This is a genomic window from Streptomyces sp. NPDC019890 (genome assembly GCF_044903445.1).
GTDB lineage: Bacteria > Actinomycetota > Actinomycetes > Streptomycetales > Streptomycetaceae > Streptomyces.
The window spans coordinates 257256-273873 of the sequence record NZ_JBJDQK010000009.1 but is presented as its reverse complement, the minus strand read 5'-3'; the positions used below and the strand labels follow the sequence as shown (position 1 = coordinate 273873).

The 16618-nt window shown below is 70.5% G+C and carries 17 protein-coding genes; 8 read left to right on the top strand and 9 right to left on the bottom strand.

Features of this window, described 5'->3' with window-relative positions; translation table 11 throughout:
* Nucleotides 1–26 precede the first annotated feature (26 nt).
* Nucleotides 27–482 (bottom strand): ABA4-like family protein, encoded by a 456-nt coding sequence (locus tag ACI2LP_RS24860; RefSeq protein ID WP_404726703.1) that lies wholly within the window; start codon nt 480–482, stop codon nt 27–29.
* Entirely contained in the window at nt 479–1390 is a 912-nt protein-coding gene (locus ACI2LP_RS24855) for a hypothetical protein (protein ID WP_404726744.1), read from the bottom strand. Before ACI2LP_RS24855 ends, ACI2LP_RS24860 begins: the two co-directional genes overlap by 4 nt.
* Before the next feature lie 160 nt (nt 1391–1550).
* Between ACI2LP_RS24855 and ACI2LP_RS24850 the strand changes: the two genes are divergently transcribed.
* Entirely contained in the window at nt 1551–2267 is a 717-nt protein-coding gene (locus ACI2LP_RS24850; RefSeq protein ID WP_404726702.1) for a MerR family transcriptional regulator, read from the top strand.
* A 127-nt stretch (nt 2268–2394) separates the two neighbouring features.
* Here ACI2LP_RS24850 and ACI2LP_RS24845 read toward each other — a convergent pair whose 3' ends face one another.
* Both ACI2LP_RS24845 and ACI2LP_RS24840 read right to left on the bottom strand, forming a co-directional pair.
* On the bottom strand, nt 2395–3237 hold the full coding sequence (locus ACI2LP_RS24845; RefSeq protein ID WP_404726701.1) for a siderophore-interacting protein: 843 nt from the start codon (nt 3235–3237) through the stop codon (nt 2395–2397).
* Between the two features lie 51 nt (nt 3238–3288).
* Nucleotides 3289–4194 carry a 5'-3' exonuclease H3TH domain-containing protein gene (locus ACI2LP_RS24840; protein ID WP_404726743.1) on the bottom strand — a complete coding sequence of 302 codons (906 nt, stop codon included), beginning with the start codon at nt 4192–4194 and terminating at the stop codon, nt 3289–3291.
* A gap of 299 nt (nt 4195–4493) precedes the next feature.
* Here ACI2LP_RS24840 and ACI2LP_RS24835 point away from each other — a divergent pair, with 299 nt between their 5' ends.
* A complete protein-coding gene (locus tag ACI2LP_RS24835) occupies nt 4494–5066 on the top strand; it encodes a helix-turn-helix domain-containing protein (RefSeq protein ID WP_404726700.1) in 573 nt (190 codons plus the stop codon).
* 8 nt (nt 5067–5074) lie between these two features.
* Nucleotides 5075–5791 carry a helical backbone metal receptor gene (locus ACI2LP_RS24830; RefSeq protein ID WP_404726699.1) on the top strand — a complete coding sequence of 239 codons (717 nt, stop codon included), beginning with the start codon at nt 5075–5077 and terminating at the stop codon, nt 5789–5791.
* A gap of 69 nt (nt 5792–5860) precedes the next feature.
* On the opposite strand, the gene ACI2LP_RS24825 is transcribed toward ACI2LP_RS24830, so the two are convergent.
* Nucleotides 5861–6778: an MBL fold metallo-hydrolase gene (locus ACI2LP_RS24825; RefSeq protein ID WP_404726698.1), complete on the bottom strand. Its 918-nt coding sequence runs from the start codon at nt 6776–6778 to the stop codon at nt 5861–5863.
* Nucleotides 6779–6900: 122 nt separating this feature from the next.
* Between ACI2LP_RS24825 and ACI2LP_RS24820 the strand changes: the two genes are divergently transcribed.
* Complete coding sequence (locus ACI2LP_RS24820) at nt 6901–7452, top strand: YceI family protein (protein WP_404726697.1); 552 nt, start codon at nt 6901–6903, stop codon at nt 7450–7452.
* On the opposite strand, the gene ACI2LP_RS24815 is transcribed toward ACI2LP_RS24820, so the two are convergent.
* A complete protein-coding gene (locus ACI2LP_RS24815; RefSeq protein ID WP_404726696.1) occupies nt 7378–8598 on the bottom strand; it encodes a TDT family transporter in 1221 nt (406 codons plus the stop codon). The genes ACI2LP_RS24820 and ACI2LP_RS24815 overlap by 75 nt on opposite strands.
* Nucleotides 8599–8668: 70 nt before the next feature.
* Between ACI2LP_RS24815 and ACI2LP_RS24810 the strand changes: the two genes are divergently transcribed.
* Complete coding sequence (locus ACI2LP_RS24810) at nt 8669–9607, top strand: LysR family transcriptional regulator (RefSeq protein WP_404726695.1); 939 nt, start codon at nt 8669–8671, stop codon at nt 9605–9607.
* A gap of 242 nt (nt 9608–9849) precedes the next feature.
* Here the strand turns inward: ACI2LP_RS24810 and ACI2LP_RS24805 are convergent, their stop codons facing one another.
* The 3 genes from ACI2LP_RS24805 to ACI2LP_RS24795 all read right to left on the bottom strand — a co-directional run bounded on the left by ACI2LP_RS24805 (nt 9850) and on the right by ACI2LP_RS24795 (nt 12893).
* Nucleotides 9850–10530 carry a gamma-glutamyl-gamma-aminobutyrate hydrolase family protein gene (locus tag ACI2LP_RS24805; RefSeq protein ID WP_404726694.1) on the bottom strand — a complete coding sequence of 227 codons (681 nt, stop codon included), beginning with the start codon at nt 10528–10530 and terminating at the stop codon, nt 9850–9852.
* A 42-nt stretch (nt 10531–10572) separates the two neighbouring features.
* Nucleotides 10573–12030: an ethanolamine permease gene (gene eat / locus ACI2LP_RS24800; protein ID WP_404726693.1), complete on the bottom strand. Its 1458-nt coding sequence runs from the start codon at nt 12028–12030 to the stop codon at nt 10573–10575.
* 113 nt (nt 12031–12143) lie between these two features.
* Entirely contained in the window at nt 12144–12893 is a 750-nt protein-coding gene (locus tag ACI2LP_RS24795; protein ID WP_404726692.1) for a FadR/GntR family transcriptional regulator, read from the bottom strand.
* A 57-nt stretch (nt 12894–12950) separates the two neighbouring features.
* Here ACI2LP_RS24795 and ACI2LP_RS24790 point away from each other — a divergent pair, with 57 nt between their 5' ends.
* The 3 genes from ACI2LP_RS24790 to ACI2LP_RS24780 are packed head-to-tail and all read left to right on the top strand — an operon-like array spanning nt 12951 to nt 16490.
* Nucleotides 12951–14324 (top strand): glutamine synthetase family protein, encoded by a 1374-nt coding sequence (locus tag ACI2LP_RS24790; protein WP_404726691.1) that lies wholly within the window; start codon nt 12951–12953, stop codon nt 14322–14324.
* A gap of 8 nt (nt 14325–14332) precedes the next feature.
* Entirely contained in the window at nt 14333–15700 is a 1368-nt protein-coding gene (locus tag ACI2LP_RS24785; protein ID WP_404726690.1) for an aldehyde dehydrogenase family protein, read from the top strand.
* Between the two features lie 7 nt (nt 15701–15707).
* Entirely contained in the window at nt 15708–16490 is a 783-nt protein-coding gene (locus tag ACI2LP_RS24780) for a 3-oxoacyl-ACP reductase (RefSeq protein WP_404726689.1), read from the top strand.
* Nucleotides 16491–16618 lie beyond the last annotated feature (128 nt).

Below are 16618 nucleotides of genomic sequence, written 5' to 3'. Positions count from 1 at the left end.
CCGCGTGATGCCGCCCGCCACGTGTGTTACAGCGGTTGTACGGCCCGGTGCCCCGCTGTGGCCCCGGACCGGGCCTTCGCCGCGCGCAGCACCAGGAAGACGACGAGGGCGATGGGCGACAGCAGAATCGTCAGGACCAGCAACGGGCTCATCACCAGCGGGCGGATGCCGAGCCGCCTCGCCTCGAGGAACATCCACTGGCCGAGGAGCAGGTCCCAGGCTATGACCTGCGCCCAGATCGCCCCGGCGCCGTTCGCCAGGAGCGTCAGATCCCGGAATCCGTCGATGTCCGGGCTGCGGACCGCCGCCCAGAGCTCGGGGAAGACCGGGATGGCCATGGTGAAGTAGACGACCAGGACCGGGACGACGGTGAGCGGCGAGGCGGCGATGCGGGCGGTGGGGCGCCAGCGGGGCGCGAAGATCATCAGCAGCCAGACCGGGCTCGCCAGCCAGAAGGAGAGTTCGAAGAGAAAACCGGTCATGCCACGAGCTCCTTGTCAATGTCGACTGCCTTGGGGGATACGTGCGTTGTGCGCAGGGCGGTGTACGAGCCGATGGCGGCGGCGACGAGGATCACGGCCGCGGCGGTCAGCGTCGCGCCGTCCGGGTGGATCAGCGGCTGGCCGCGCAGCGCCTGCCAGGTGACGAGGGCGAGCACGGCGGCGTACGTCCCCGCGGCGACGAGCACCAGCCGCAGCCGTACGCGCTCGTTGCGCAGCCGGGCGACCCGCGGTGCGAGGGCGATCAGGGCGAGCAGGAAGAGCGGCAGCACCTGCAGGGCGTGCATGCCGACGAAGTGGGGGATGCGCAGATCCCCGCCGGTGGTCGACCACCCCGTCAGTGGCATCGAGGGGCCGCCGTCCGGCACACCGACACTGTGCGCACCGACGATGGTGGAAACACCTCGGCCGCCTGCCGCCTGCTGCTCGGGCGTGGGCTGCGTCATCAGATTGCCGAGCCCGGCTCCGACGAGGGCGATGGCCGCGCCGAGCCGCATCGCCCAGGCGGACGCGCGGTCGGCCAGCCGGGAGCGGAAGAGCAGGATCGCGATGACGAGTGAGCTGATCCAGAGGACGATGATCGTGGCCCCCATGATGGTGAACAGTGTGCCGTCGAGGTCGGTTTCGAAGTTGAAGTGGCTGCGCCTGCCGCGGATCACCTGCCCGGTGATGATCACCATCTCGATCGCGCCGGTCAGGGCGACGATCGTGCCCGCCCACCAGCCCGCCCGGCGGCCGCGGGTGGCGAGCGAGAGCATCCAGGCCAGCGTCAGCGCGTAGAGCCCGAGTGAGAACGAGAACTTCAGGGGCTTGAACCAGATCGGCGAGCCCACCAGGACCCGGTCGTCGGCGACCATGCCCACCACCGAGACGACCGTGAGGACCGCCATCGACGCGGTGAAGATCATGAGTGGCCGATGCCATGTGCGCCATGAAGGCATGAGGAATCCCCTCCCTTGGGAGAATAGATAGCGGCACTATCTGCTATCCGATAGTGGAACTATCTATGATGGGATGTGGCCCTGGCAAGGGCGGAAGGGTGAATGGGTAGTGCGCATTGGCGAGTTGAGCCGCAGGACCGGTGTTCCGGTGCCGACGATCAAGTACTACGTACGCGAAGGGCTGCTCCCGGCCGGTCGGCTGACGAGCCCGAACCAGGCGAGCTACGACGATGCGCACGAGCGCAGGCTGCGGCTGATCCGCGCGCTGCTGGATGTCGGCGGACTGAAGGTGGCGGCCATCGCGGACGTCCTGGCGGCGGTCGACGACCCGGACCAGTCGGTGCACAAGGTGCTCGGTGTGGCCACGGATCTGATCGTCCCCACGTACGCCGACGAGGAGCCGGACGCCGAACTGGACGCCGAACTGGCCGCGGCACGCGAGGAAGTGCGTGAGCTGATCGCCCGACGCGGCTGGCTGGTCGACGACGGCTACCCGGCCGCCGAGGCGCTCGCCGCGGCGCTCGCGGCGCTGGAGAGGGTCGGCCACGGGGCCTTCTCGTCGGTGCTCGACGCCTACGCAGACGCCGCGGAGCGCGTCGCGCGGGCCGACCTGGCCTATGTCGCAGGCCGGGCCGGTCTTGACGACCTGGTGGAGAGCGTGGTGGTCGGCACGGTGCTCGGGGACGCCGTGTTCGCGTCGCTGCGGCGCCTCGCACAGGCCGACGTCTCCGCCCGCGTGTACGAGGGCGACGAGGGCGACGAGGGCGACGAGGGCGACGAGGGCGCGGAGAGCGGCAGCGGTCGGACCACGAACGGCGAGACCTAGAACGACGAGAGGGGCAACGGGCGGACCAAGGGCGCCGCGCCCGGCAACGGCAGGCCCGGGAACGACGAAACCCCAGGCTGAGCTCAGCCAGGGGTCCGCGCGGAAGCAGAGTGTTACCAGGGGTGTGTCAGGCCGACCGCTCCTGCTCGCGCTCCACCTGTTCGTTCCACTCGCGCTTGACGGCGCGCCACGCCTCGTCCGTCTTGCCGAGCCGCCAGTACCCCGAGATCGACAGCTGCTCGCGCGGAATCTGCCGGTCCAGCCGCAGATGGCGGCGCAGCTCCTTCACGAACGCCGCCTCGCCGTGGACGAAGGCGCACACACTGCCCTCGGGGAAGTCGAGCCCGCGGACGGCCGCCACCAGCGCCTCGCCGACCGGGCGGTCGCCGCGGTGCAGCCAGGTGATTTCGATGCCGTCCGGCGTGACGACCTTCTGCTCGTCATCGGGGCCCTCCACCTCGACGAAGGTGCGGACGACCGCGCCCGCCGGCATCTGCTCCAGCGAGGCCGCGATCGCGGGCAGTGCGCTCTCGTCGCCGACCAGCAGATGCCAGTCCGCGGCCGGATCCGGCGCATAGCCGCCGCCGGGGCCCAGAATGCGCATCGTGTCGCCGACCTGCGCCCTCGCGGCCCACGGGCCCGCCAGGCCCTCGTCGCCGTGCACCACGAAGTCGACCGTCAGCTCGCGGTGGGCCGGGTCCCAGCTCCGTACCGTGTAGGTGCGGTTGGCGGGCCACTGCTCGCGTGGGAACTCCTCCCGGATCCGGTCCACGTCGAACGGCTCCGGATAGCTCACGCCCTCGGGCGCGAACAGCAGCTTGACGTAGTGGTCGGTGAACCCGTCCATGGCGAAGCCGGCGAGCCCTTCACCGCCCAGGACGACGCGCACCATGTGCGGGGTGAGCTGCTCCGTGCGGACCACCTGCGTCTCGTACGGCTTCGGTGCCTTGCGGGCCGGTCGTTCTGCCACGGCGGTCTCCCCTGAACTCGTGCTCTGCTTAGGCTTGCCTAAGTTAACACCTCAGCCGTGAAGTGTGGACAGCAGCCGCTGCAGTGCGCCGCCCAGGCCCCACCGGGCCGCGAGCTCGTCCAGCGTCGCCGGATCACGCGGCTCGGAAGGCAGCGCGGGGTCGAAGTCCGGCAGCGGCACGTCCGACGCGACCCGTACGACCTTGGGCGCGACGGCGACGTACTCCCTGGCCTCGTCAAGGCGCTTGCGCTGCGAAGGCGTCAGCTTGGCGAGCGGATTGCCTACGGCCGCCATGATCCCGGCCAGATCGCCGAACGAGTCCAGCAGCTTGGCGGCGGTCTTCTCGCCGATCCCCGGGACACCGGGCAACCCGTCGCTCGGGTCGCCGCGCAGCAGCGCCAGATCGACATACCCCGGGCCGTCGACGCCGTACTTCTCGCGCAGCCAGGCCTCGTCCGTGACCTGAAGCGTCCCGACGCCCTTGAGCGGATACAGCACCCGCCGACCGCGCGCATCGTCCACCAGCTGGTAGAGGTCGCGGTCGCCCGTGACGATGTCGACGGGCCCGGTGGCGCGCCCGGTGAGGGTGCCGATGACGTCGTCCGCCTCATAGCCGTCGGCGCCGATCCGGGCGATGCCGAGGGCGTCCAGCACATCGATGATCACCGGCACCTGTGGGGAGAGGGTGTCCGGGATCTCCTCCTCGTCGGGACCCTTCTCCGTCTCGACGGCGACGCGATGCGCCTTGTACGAAGGGATCAGCTCCACCCGCCAATGCGGCCGCCAGTCGTTGTCCCAGCAGGCCACCAGATCGTCGGGGCGGTGGTCCTGGACCAGTCGGGCGATGAAGTCGAGCAGCCCGCGCACGGCATTCACCGGTGTGCCGTCGGGAGCCCTGACCGAGTCGGGGACCCCGAAATAGGCCCGGAAGTACAGGGAAGCGGTGTCGAGGAGCATCAGGCGTCGCGTCACAGCCCCGATGATGCCGCACCCCACTGACAGGCCGCCGTACGCACCTCTGAAGGACAACCCCCCTCTCGCAAGTGGACGCCGTTCGCCAAGGCGGCCAAGAAGTAGGAGCAGCCTCAGAAATAGGAACAGCAGCCTCCCGCTCGCACCAGTGGTGGTTCCCGCCGATGGCGGGGACCACCCCTTCGCGCGCTTCGCCGGCCCCGCCCGCAGGAGGAGCCTCGGCGCGAAACCGGAGCCGGAAGCTGCGTAAGGTGAGACATGACCAGGGAAGGGGAGCCCGGCAGATGGACGCGAAGGACGCGAAGGACCCGAAGGAACCTCTTCGGGTGGGCGTGGCCGTGCGCAGGCGCCGCCGTGCCCTGGACCTCACGCTCGCCGCAGTAGCGGCGCGCAGTGGCCTCTCTGTGCCCTTCCTCAGCCAGATCGAGAACGAGCGGGCCCGCCCCAGCATGCTCTCGCTCCAGCGGGTGGCGGACGCCCTGGAGACCACGACGGCCCGGCTGCTCGCCGCATCCGACGCCACACGCACGGTCAACGTCGTACGAGGCTGGGACGAGGCCGCGCTTCCGCCCGCCGCCAGGACCCGCCGGCTTGTGCGCGGACGTCATCAACTGCAGGCCCTGGAGTTCATCGGGGAGCAGGACGCGGGCCGCGAGTTCCAGCACCCCAACGACGAGCTGATGTACGTCGCGGACGGCACCGCGGAGGTCGAGGCGGAGGGACGCGCCTACCGGCTGGCGCGCGGCGACACGCTCTTCCTCTCCGGCGGCGTACGGCACCGGTGGCGCGCCACCTCCCCGGACACCCGGATCGTCGTCGTGACGGTCTCCGACCACATCGAGACGCCCGAGAAGTAGGAGCCGTAGTGCGCGTCGTCTCGCTGGTGCCCTCGCTGACCGAGGCCGTGGCCGTCAGCGCGCCCGGGCTGCTGGTGGGGGCGACCGACTGGTGCAGCCACCCTGCCGGTCTCGACGCCGTACGCATCGGCGGCACCAAGAACCCGGACACGGCGGCGGTGATCCGGCTGCACCCCGACCTCGTGATCGCGAACGAGGAGGAGAACCGGGCGCCCGATCTGGCCGTGCTGCGCGCGGCGGGCGTCGAGGTGCTGGAGACCGAGGTACGCGACCTGGATCAGGCGTTCCGCGAACTGGAGCGGGTACTGGTGGGCGGCTGCGGACTGACCCGACCGCGCTGGCTCGACCAGGCACAGGAGGCGTGGTCGGCTGTTGGGCCGATGGGGGAGCTGTCGGCGGTCGTACCGATCTGGCGGCGGCCGTGGATGGTGCTCGGCCGCGACACCTTCGCGGGTGATCTGCTTCGCCGACTGGGCGTCCGGAATGTATACGCGGGGCACGCCGAACGGTATCCGCGCATCCCACTGGACCAACTGCGCGACTGCGGCGCCCATTTGGCGGTCCTGCCCGACGAGCCGTACCGCTTCGCGGCGGACGACGGGCCCGAGGCCTTTCCGGGGCTGCCTGCCGCGCTGGTCAGCGGGCGCCATCTCACGTGGTACGGGCCGTCGCTGGCGGAGGCGCCCGGCGTGCTCGGCGCGGCGCTACGACGAGCACTTCGCTGAATGGCTGCGGCCAGTACCGGGATCCGCCCGGGGTCTGCGAACCCTGCCCCGAGTAGGCGCACACAGGGACTACAGCCCGGACCAGGGGTCTTCACGCCTCCACAGGGTGGGAAAGTGCAACGAGACAGCCTGCTCAGTGGCGAGTCGGTCGATGACGCGCATGGTGGCGTCGAGGTCGTCGCCCAGATAGGGCAGTGCGCGCAGGGGCTTGCTGAGTGGCCGGAAGAAGTCGTCCCAATGGATGAGGACGACCCGACGTGCACCCACCGTCTCGACCGTCTCCTTCCAGTAGGTCCGGATGTAATCCTCGTCCTGAAGGCCCAGTTGTCCTACGCCGAGGTAGACCACGTCGGCCGACCGCCCACTCAGGAGGCCTGGGACGAAACCTGCACTCCCTTGAATCAGTGCGCTGCGGCCGCCGGTGTGCTCGAGGAGGAGGGACCAGGCCTCGCCGCAGCGGTACGCCGATGCCATGACTGGCGGCACGACGGGGTCGTTGATGGCCCCGGGGTACCGGTCGGGTGGGCAGTGACAGGACTCGACCAGGGTCAACGTGAAGGCGCCGCACCTGACCTGTTCGCCGGGCGTGACGTGCACAATCCTGTCGTCGGGCAGATCGCCGCCACGTCCGACGTTGGCTGCGGAGGGGCCACCGACCAGGCGGGCTCCGGTGCGGGCAGCGACCACCGCCGAGTCCATGGCGTGGTCAAAGTGGGTGTGTACGGGGACGAGCGCGTCCAGTGACGTCACCTCAGCCCGCTTCAAAGCGGCGTCGATACGAGCATGGTTCGGGGCAATTCGTCGCGCGAGAACCGCCAGGAGTGAGGGGCGCGAGAAGAAACCGTCGGTCATGACGGCTGAGGTCCCGTCCCCGACGAGGAGGGTGGACACGCCCAGGAAGGTGACGGACAGCCCTTGATCAGCCTCGGGCAAGTCGAAGCGGTCCGCGTAGCGGGAGATGTCGGGGCGACCGAACCGAATCTTCACGGGACGACCCTATAGTCGGCCTTGCTTCGCGACGGCCCCCATGAGCGACGGGGTACGACAGTGCGCGACCGCCGACTTCAGGGCAGCTGGCCGACTACCAGGCGCAGTCGTAGGCTGAGCCCGTGGCCGTAGCAGCAGGTGAGTACGAGATTGGCCGGCAGACCGGTCGGTTGCTGCTGCGTACCTTCCGCCAGGGCGTTGCCGCAAGGGTGGGACATGACCTGCTCATCGAGGCCACCCTCTGGCAAGGTCACGTCACCGTGCCCGCAGACTCCGCCACCCGGCCCGCAGTGTCCGTACGCGTGGACCTGGGGGCGCTGAAGGTTCTGGAAGGCACCGGCGGGGTCAAGCCGCTCAGCGACGGCGACAAGCAACAGATCCAGCAGACGATGCACAAGTTGCTGAAGGTCGATGGCCACCGAGATGCGACCTTCACCTCCACGGGTGTGGAACTCCACGACGACAGCGCAATCGTCGCGGGCGAGCTGACCCTGGTCGGGCAGACCCGCCCGCTGCGCTTGGAGGTGCGGCAGCAGGACGACGTCACCGTCGCCGGTACCGCGAGCCTGGTGCAGTCCCAGTGGGGCATCAAGCCATACTCAGGCTTCTTCGGCGCCCTCAAACTCCGCGACGCGGTCGACGTCGAGTTCACCGTCGCCCTTCCGAGAGGTTGACGCAGCAGGCCGACAGCAGCGCCCAGTGGGTGTTGCGAGCAGCGCTCCGCTGAACAGGCCGCGCAGCGTACGGAATCCTGCCACCGCCCAGGCCGTGAAGAGGAACGCATACAGGCCGACCGCCAGCCAGTCGAAGGCGACCCGGCCCGTGTGGTGCGCAAGACCCTCCGCGCCGGTCACGCAGGTGCCGACCGGGAAGGTGAAGGCCCACCAGGTCATCGCGAACGGCATGCCCTCCCGCGCGGCTCGCACGACCATGGCGCCGGCGAGCAGCAGCCACAGCAGGGCGAAGGCCATCACCGGGACGCCGTAGATCACGGCGAAGGTGCCGAGCGCTTCGGCGTACGGGGTCCGGATCGCGCCCGGGGCCACGTCCGCCAGTTTGTTGACCGCGGTCGTCGACTGGCCGAGCGGGCCGAGCACGAGGAAGAGGGTGGGCGTGAGCGCGAGCGGCAGCGGGCCGAGGTGGATCAGCCGGGAGAAGAGCATCGGCAGGATGATCAGGGTGGCCAGCAGGCTGAGCGCGAACATGGCGTAGCTCGCCAGCAGCAGCCCCTCCCGCCACTGCCCGGCCGGCAGTCGCGGTACCAGGAGGGAGCCGAGCGAGGCGGAGACCATCGGGGAGACGACGGGCAGCAGCCAGACGGGTGAGGCGGCGCTGAGTGCGACCCGTTGGCGTACGACCATCCGATACGGGACGACTACGGCGGCAGTGAGCCCGATCAGGGTGCCGGCGATGAAGAGGGCAGCCGCGGTCGTCACGGCCGCGGGCTCGCCGATCACATCCTCTCCGACCGTCAGGGTGCCGATGCCGACGGCCAGCAGCGCCATGGACAGACAGCCGTAGAAGGGCGCGATCGCCGGGTCGGCGAGGTGGGCGCGGGCCTGGTCGCGGTGGTGGACCCAGTGCGCGGCGCGGGCGGCCAGGACGACGGCGAGCAGGGCGGCGGACAGCGCCCAGACGGCGGTGCAGGCGGTGCGCAGGCCGGGGAAGTCGAGAGGGAGGCCGACGCCGGCGTTCGCGACGATGGCGGTGCCCATGACGGTCGCGTACCAGTTGGGGCCGAAATGGCGGAGCGACGGCAGCCGTACGGTGGTGAAGGTGGACGCGGTGGCGTGGCGGTGGGGCTGCACGGCGATGACCATCTCCCCACACTCGCGTCGGGCGTGGCTCCCCACCAGGGATGATTCTCCTATGGACCCATAAACTGGGCTTATGAGCGAAGCCGAGGAAGAGCGGGTGCCGCTTGCGCACCGGGTGCCGGATCTGGGTGCGCTGGAGCTGCTGCTCTCCGTCGCGAGGCACGGCAGCCTGGGGCGTGCGGCGCGTGAACTGGGCATCACCCAGCCGGCCGCCAGCAGCCGGATCCGCTCGATGGAGCGCCAGCTGGGGGTCGCGCTGGTGGACCGGTCACCGCGCGGGTCCCGGCTCACGGACGCGGGGGCGCTGGTCACGGACTGGGCGCGGCGGGTCGTGGAGGCGGCGGAGGCGTTCGACGCGGGGGCGCAGGCGCTGCGGGGGCGGCGGGACTCGCGGCTGCGGGTGGCGGCCTCGATGACGATCGCGGAGTATCTGCTGCCGGGCTGGCTGATCGCGCTCCGCGCGCAGCGGCCGGGCACGGCGGTCTCGCTGCTGGCCGGAAACTCGGCGACGGTGGCCCGGCGGCTGCTCGCGGGCGAGGCGGATCTGGGCTTCGTGGAGGGGCTGTCCGTGCCGCAGGGCCTGGACGGCGCGGTCATCGGCCACGACCGCCTCCTGGTGGTGGCGGCCCCGAGCCATCCGTGGGCCCGTCGCCGGGCTCCGCTGACTCCGGCGGAGCTGGCGGCAACCCCGCTGATCCTCCGCGAACGGGGTTCGGGCACCCGCCAGGTCCTCGACTCGGCGCTGTCGGCCTGCGGCGGGCTGGCGGAACCCCTGCTCGAACTCGCCTCCACGACAGCGGTCAAGGCGGCGGCGGTGAGCGGGGCGGGCCCGGCGGTCCTGAGCGAGCTGGCGGTCACGGAGGAACTGGCGGCGCGCCGCCTGACGGCGGTCCCGGTGGAGGAGGTGGGCCTTCACCGGGACCTGCGTGCGGTCTGGCCGACGTCGCATCGGCCGACGGGCCCGGCGCGGGATTTGCTCACGCTGACGAGGGGACGGTCGACGGCGGGGTGACACCGGGTTCCCGCGCGTCGATCGCCTGCGGCGGGCTCGCCCCCATCCCGGCCCTTCCCGCTGGGCCGATTTGCGGCTCCGCCGCGTGGGGGCTCCGCCCCAGGCCTCACGCCTCAAACGCTGGTGGGGCGAGTCACCGGGTTCGTGGTGAGCGTGGGCCAGGGGGGCGTTGGTGGTTGCTGTCCGGTGGGTGGTTTCGCGGGCGAACCGCAGGAAAGGGCAAGGCAGGGGAAACGCTCCCCTCAGGACGACGCCGCCGCGACCAGCGATGACATCACCCGGTCGTCATCCCCCGCCTCCGGGTGCCACTGCACCCCCAGCGCCCACCCCGCGCCCGCCTGCTCCACCGCCTCCACCGTGCCGTCCTCCGCATACGCGCTCGCCACGAGGGTGTCGGCCAGGCGGTCCACCGACTGGTGGTGGTACGTCGGGACCGACGACTCCTCCGGCACGATCGACGCGTACCGCGTCCCCGGCACCGGCTTCACCGTGTGCCGGCCGAACACGCCCACACCCCCCACGTGACCGTCCAGGTGCTGCACCAGCGTCCCGCCCAGCGCGACGTTCAGCAGCTGCAGCCCCCGGCAGATCCCCAGCAGCGGCGTCCCCGACGCCAACGCCGCCCGGATCAGGGCGAGTTCCCAGGCGTCCCGCTCCCGCGCCGGCGGGCCCGTGCGGGGGTCGGGCTCGGCTCCGTACCGTAGGGGCTCGACATCCGCGCCGCCCGCGATGACAAGGCCGTCCAGCCGGGCCACGACCGACTCGGCCATGGACGGGTCGTCCGGTGGGAGGAGCGTGGCCAGGCCGCCCGCCGTCTGGACGAGGCGTGGGTATCCGGCGGGCAGTAGCGCCGCAGGCATCTCCCACACGCCCCACTTGGCCGGTTCCAGATACGTCGTGACACCGATGAGCGGCTTGGACACAGTGACTCCGTTTCCCGCGGATCCAGTTCAGTTGCGTTCGAGTCAGTTACGTTCGAGCTCGGCCTCGGCCGCCGCCAGCGCCGCGAACTCCTCCTCCGGCGCCCGCGCCACCAGGTGATGGCGACTGTAGATCGCGAAGTACGCGAGGGCCACGGCATAGACGCCCAGCGCGATGAATGCTGCGTCCTTGTCCACCAGGAACGTCGCCACCAGCGCGGAGAGGGCGAGCACGAACGCCACCGAGGAGGTCAGCACGCCTCCCGGGGTGCGGTACGGACGCTCCAGGCCCGGCTCCCGGCGCCGCAGCACGATGTGCGACAGCGCCATCAGCGCGTACGAGATCGTCGCGCCGAAGACCGCGATGTTCAGCATCCGGGCCCCGTTCCCCGTCCCCGCCGCCAGCGCGAAGCCGATCGCCCCGGGGATCAGCAGCCCCAGGTACGGCGACTTGCGACGGCTGGTGAGGGAGAGGAAGCGGGGCAGATAGCCGGCCCGGGAGAGTGCGAAGAGCTGGCGTGAGCCGGCGTAGATCAGTGAGAAGAAGGACGCGACCAGGCCGGCGAGACCGGCGTAGTTGACGAAGCGGCTCAGCGGCGTCGGGTCGCCGTCCCCCTGCAACGCCACCACCAGCGGGTTTCCGGCCTCCTGGATGGCGTTCGAGCCGCGTGCGCCGGTCGAGGCGAAGAAGGTCAGCACGGCCAGCAGCACCAGGATGGCCATGGAGATCGAGAGCGCCCGCGGCATGGAGCGCACCGGGTCCTTCGCCTCCTCCGCCGCCAGCGGTACGCCCTCGACGCCGAGGAAGAACCACATGCCGAAGGGGAACGCCGCCCAGATGCCCAGCAGCCCGAACGGCAGCCACGAGCCCGAGCCGAACGCGTTCTTGTCGACCGGGATGTCGTCGAGCCCGCCCGCGCTGAAGTCGGTGAACGCGCCGACCGCGAAGATCAGCAGCGCCGCGACCGCGATCGCCGTCACCACCAGGCTGAAGCGCAGCGCCTCGCCGACGCCCCACAGGTGGATCCCGATGAAGATCGCGAAGCAGGCGAGATAGACCGGCCAGCCGGATTCGAGGCCGAACAGACCGAGCGATTCGACGTAGTCGCCGATGAAGATGGAGATCGCGGCGGGCGCGAGGATGTACTCGATGAGAATCGCGGTGCCGGTCAGGAAGCCGCCCCAGGTGCCGAGCGCGCGGCGGGCGAAGCCGTAGCCACCGCCCGCCGTCGGCAGGATCGCCGACAGCTCTGCGAGCGCGTAGACGAGACAGGCGTACATCACGCCCATCAGCAGCGTGGCGACCGCGAGTCCGCCGAAGCCGCCCTTGGACAGGCCGATGTTCCAGCCGGAGAAGTCCCCGGAGACGACATAGGCGACGCCGAGCCCGGTGAGAAGCAGCCAGCCGGCGCTGCCCCTGCGCAGGGTGCGCCGGTTCATGTAGGCGTCGTCGGCCGGGGAGGAAGAGGGGGAGGAGTCGTGTGTGGTGGTGCCTTCGGCCATGGGGTCGCTCCTGGCAGAGGTCAAAGGTTTGTGCGGACACCATTGCGGCAGTCTTCGGGAATGCGCAAGCCCCCTGCGTAAACCCGAGGTTACGGATGAGCAGCGGCCGGGGGTCAGGACAGAAAGCCGCGCAGCAGTGCCGCCGTGCCCTCGCAGTGCTCCCGCATCACCTCGCGCGCCGCGTCCGCGTCCTGGTCGAGGACCGCCTCGACCAGCGCCGTGTGCTGGTGCTGCGAGTGCTCCAGATTCCGTACGAGCAGCGGAATGCAGTCCAGCAGATCGTTCAGCGTCGCCCGCACCGCGGCGTACTGCGCGGTCAGCGTGGGCGACCCGGACAGCTCGGCGAGGGTCAGATGCAGCAGCGTGTCCTGCCGCCGGTACTCGGTCAGCGGTGCGTCGTGCGTCGCGGCAAGGGCCGTACGCAGGCGTGTTATGCCCTCGTCGGACAATCCGTGGGCCGCGCACAGCCCGGCGGCCCCCACCTCGAGCACCTCGCGGAAGCGCAGGGTGTCCTCGACGTCCACGTCCGCCACGCGCCGGCGCAGCTCGTCCTCGCCGTGGGCGTCGGGGCGGTGCAGTACGAACGTGCCGCCGTACCGGCCGCGCCTGCTCTCCACCAGGCCCTGGTCGGTCAGCACCTTCAGCACCTCGCGCAGCGTCACTCGGCTGATCCCCATCCGCTCCGCGAGCTCGCGCTCCGCGGGCAGCCGGTCCCCGCGCGGGACCAGCCCGAGGCGCAGCAGCTGAAGAATCTGTTCCAGCGCCTCTTCGAAGCCGTTGCCCGCCCGCACGGGGCGCAGTACGGGGGTCAGCGGGTCTGCCGGTTCACTCTTCTTCACCACGTCGCCGTTTCCTCTTCCCATGCAATGGTCTTCAGTAATACCTTATGGCTTCCGGCTGACCCAAGGAGGCGTAATCCCGTGGCAGACCGCAAACCCCCGCTCGGGGTCGAGGAGCTTCGCGCCCTCGTCGCGAGCGGCGAGATCGACACAGTCGTCCTGGCCTTCCCCGATATGCAGGGACGGCTCCAGGGCAAGCGGTTCGCCGCACCCTTCTTCCTGGACGAGGTCCTGGAACACGGCACCGAGGGCTGCAACTACCTCCTCGCCGTCGACACCGAGATGAACACCGTCGACGGCTACGAGATGTCCTCGTGGGAGCGCGGCTACGGCGACTTCGCCATGCACCCCGACCTCACCACACTGCGCCGGATCCCCTGGAACCAGGGCACCGCTCTGCTCGTCGCCGACCTCGCGTGGAACGACGGCTCACCCGTCGTCGCAGCTCCCCGCCAGGTGCTGCGCCGCCAGCTGGAGCGCCTCGCCGAGCACGGCTTCACCGCGCATGTGGGCACGGAGCTCGAGTTCATCGTCTTCCGGGACACGTACGAGGAGGCCTGGGACCGCAACTACCGCGACCTCATCCCGGCCAACCAGTACAACATCGACTACTCCGTCCTCGGCACCGGCCGGATCGAACCACTGCTGCGCCGGATCCGCAACGAGATGGCCGCGGCCGGCCTGACCGTCGAGTCCGCCAAGGGCGAGTGCAACCCCGGCCAGCACGAGATCGCCTTCAAGTACGACGAGGCCGTGGTCACCTGCGACCAGCACGCCGTCTACAAGACCGGCGCCAAGGAGATCGCGTCCCAGGAAGGTGTCTCGCTCACCTTCATGGCCAAGTACAACGAGCGCGAGGGCAACTCCTGTCATATCCACCTCTCGCTCCAGGACGCCGACGGCCGCAATGTGATGGCGGGCGACGGGAACGGCCAGGGACACGACATGTCGCCGGTCATGCGGCACTTCCTGGCCGGACAGCTGGCCGCGCTGCGTGACTTCTCGCTGCTGTACGCGCCCAACATCAACTCCTACAAGCGCTTCCAGCCCGGCTCCTTCGCGCCGACCGCCGTCGCCTGGGGCTACGACAACCGCACCTGCGCGCTCCGCGTCGTCGGCCACGGCCGCTCGATGCGCTTCGAGAACCGGCTGCCTGGCGGCGACGTCAATCCGCACCTGGCCGTCGCGGGACTCGTCGCGGCCGGTCTGTACGGCATCGAACAGCAGCTGGAACTCCCCGACGAGTGCACCGGGAACGCGTACACCGCCGGATACGAGCAGGTCCCCACCACGCTGCGGGAAGCCGCCGAACTCTGGGAGAACAGCCCGATCGCCAAGTCCGCGTTCGGCGCCGAAGTCGTCGCGCACTACCTCAACATGGCGCGGGTCGAGCTCGATGCCTTCGACGCCGCGGTGACCGACTGGGAGCTCCGCCGCTCCTTCGAACGTCTGTGAGGAACGTCTTGTCGTACGCGTACCACGAGGTGCTCAACCCGGCGACCGGCCAGGTCGTCGAGACCGTGCGGGCGACGACGGCCGCCGAGGTCGATGCCGCCGTCGCACGGGCGGCCGCCGCCCAGCGCGGCTGGGCGGCGGCCGCACCGGCCGACCGCGCCAGGCTGCTGCGCCGCTTCGCGGCCGTCGTCGACGAACACCTCGAAGAACTGGCGCAGTTGGAGGTGCGGGAGGCCGGTCACACCATCGGCAACGCCCGCTGGGAAGCCGGTAACGTCCGCGATCTCCTCGACTTCGCGGCCGGGGGAGTGGAGCGCCTCAGCGGCCGGCAGATCCCCGTCGCGGGCGGCCTCGACATCACCATCCTCGAACCGCTCGGCGTCATCGGCGTGATCGCGCCCTGGAACTTCCCCCTGCCGATCGCCGCCTGGGGCACGGCCCCCGCGCTGGCCGCGGGCAACGCGGTGCTCCTCAAACCCGCCGAGACGACCCCGCTGACCGCGCTGCGGCTGGCCGAACTGGCCCTGGAGGCAGGCCTTCCCGAGGATCTGTTCCAGGTGCTGCCGGGCGCGGGCGACGTCGCGGGCAACGCGCTCGTCGAGCACCCGGGCGTGGCGAAGATCGTCTTCACCGGCTCGACCCGCGTCGGCAAGAGCATCATGGCCAGGTGCGCCGACCGCGTGAAGCGCGTGACGCTCGAACTCGGCGGCAAGAGCCCCAACATCGTCTTCGCCGACTCGGACCTCGAGGCCGCGGTCGCCGCGACCCCCATGTCCTTCCTGGACAACAGCGGCCAGGACTGCTGCGCACGCACCCGCATCCTGGTGCAGCGCTCCGTCTACGACCGCTTCCTCGATCTCCTCGCTCCCGCGATCGAGTCCGTCGTGGTCGGCGACCCCGCCGACGAGAAGACCCAGATGGGCCCCCTGATCTCCAGGTCCCAGCTGGAACGGGTGCGTTCGTACGTACCCGACGAGCTGAAGGGGATCCGCGGCACAGCACCCGAAGGACCCGGCTTCTGGTTCCCGCCGACCGTGCTCACCGACCTCGCCCCGGATGCCCCGGCGGCCTGCGAGGAGGTCTTCGGCCCGGTGGCCGCGGTCCTCCCCTTCGAGGACGAGGCCGAGGCGGTCCGGCTCGCCAACGCCACCGAGTACGGCCTGTCAGGGTCGATCTGGACCCGCGACATCGGCCGCGCGATCCGGGTCTCCCGCGCCGTCGCCGCCGGCAACCTCTCGGTCAACTCCCACTCCAGCGTCCGCTACTGGACGCCGTTCGGCGGCTACAAGCAGTCCGGCCTCGGCCGCGAACTCGGCCCCGACGCGCTTGCCGCTTTCACCGAAACCAAGAACGTCTTCATCAGCACGGAGGCCTGAACACACCATGACCGAGACCAACATCTGCCGCCGCCTGGTCGGCCGTACCGCAGTCATCACCGGCGCGGGCAGCGGAATCGGCCTCGCCAGCGCGCGCCGCCTGGCCTCCGAGGGAGCGAACGTCGTCTGCGGCGACATCGACGAGATCGCGGGCAAGGCCGCGGCCGACGAGGTCGGAGGCACCTTCGTACGTGTCGACGTGACCGACCCGGAGCAGGTCGAGGCGCTGTTCAAGACGGCGTACGACACCTATGGCAGCGTTGACATCGCCTTCAACAACGCGGGCATCTCGCCGCCCGACGACGACTCCATCCTCACCACCGGACTGGAGGCCTGGAAGCGCGTCCAGGACGTCAACCTCACCTCCGTCTACCTCTGCTGCAAGGCCGCCATCCCCTATATGCAGCGCCAGGGCCGCGGCTCCATCATCAACACCGCGTCCTTCGTGGCGATCATGGGCGCGGCGACCTCCCAGATCTCGTACACCGCGTCCAAGGGTGGCGTGCTCGCCATGTCGCGCGAGCTCGGCGTGCAGTTCGCCCGCGAGGGCATCCGGGTGAACGCGCTCTGCCCGGGACCGGTCAACACCCCGCTCCTGCAGGAGCTGTTCGCCAAGGACCCGGAGCGCGCCGCGCGCCGGCTCGTCCACATCCCGGCCGGACGGTTCGCGGAGGCGGACGAGCTCGCCGCCGCCGTGGCCTTCCTCGCCAGCGACGACTCCTCGTTCATCAACGCCACCGACTTCCTGGTCGACGGCGGAATCTCGGGCGCGTATGTCACGCCTCTGTAGGCCAACCGCTACCTCGCTTCCGTAGTCAGTCCGCAGCAAACACGCCGACAGCCGGGCGTCCCTACCCCGGCGCGGCCTCGGCATTCACCGAGCGGGACGGCACATCCGCGCCCGTACGCAGGGGGACG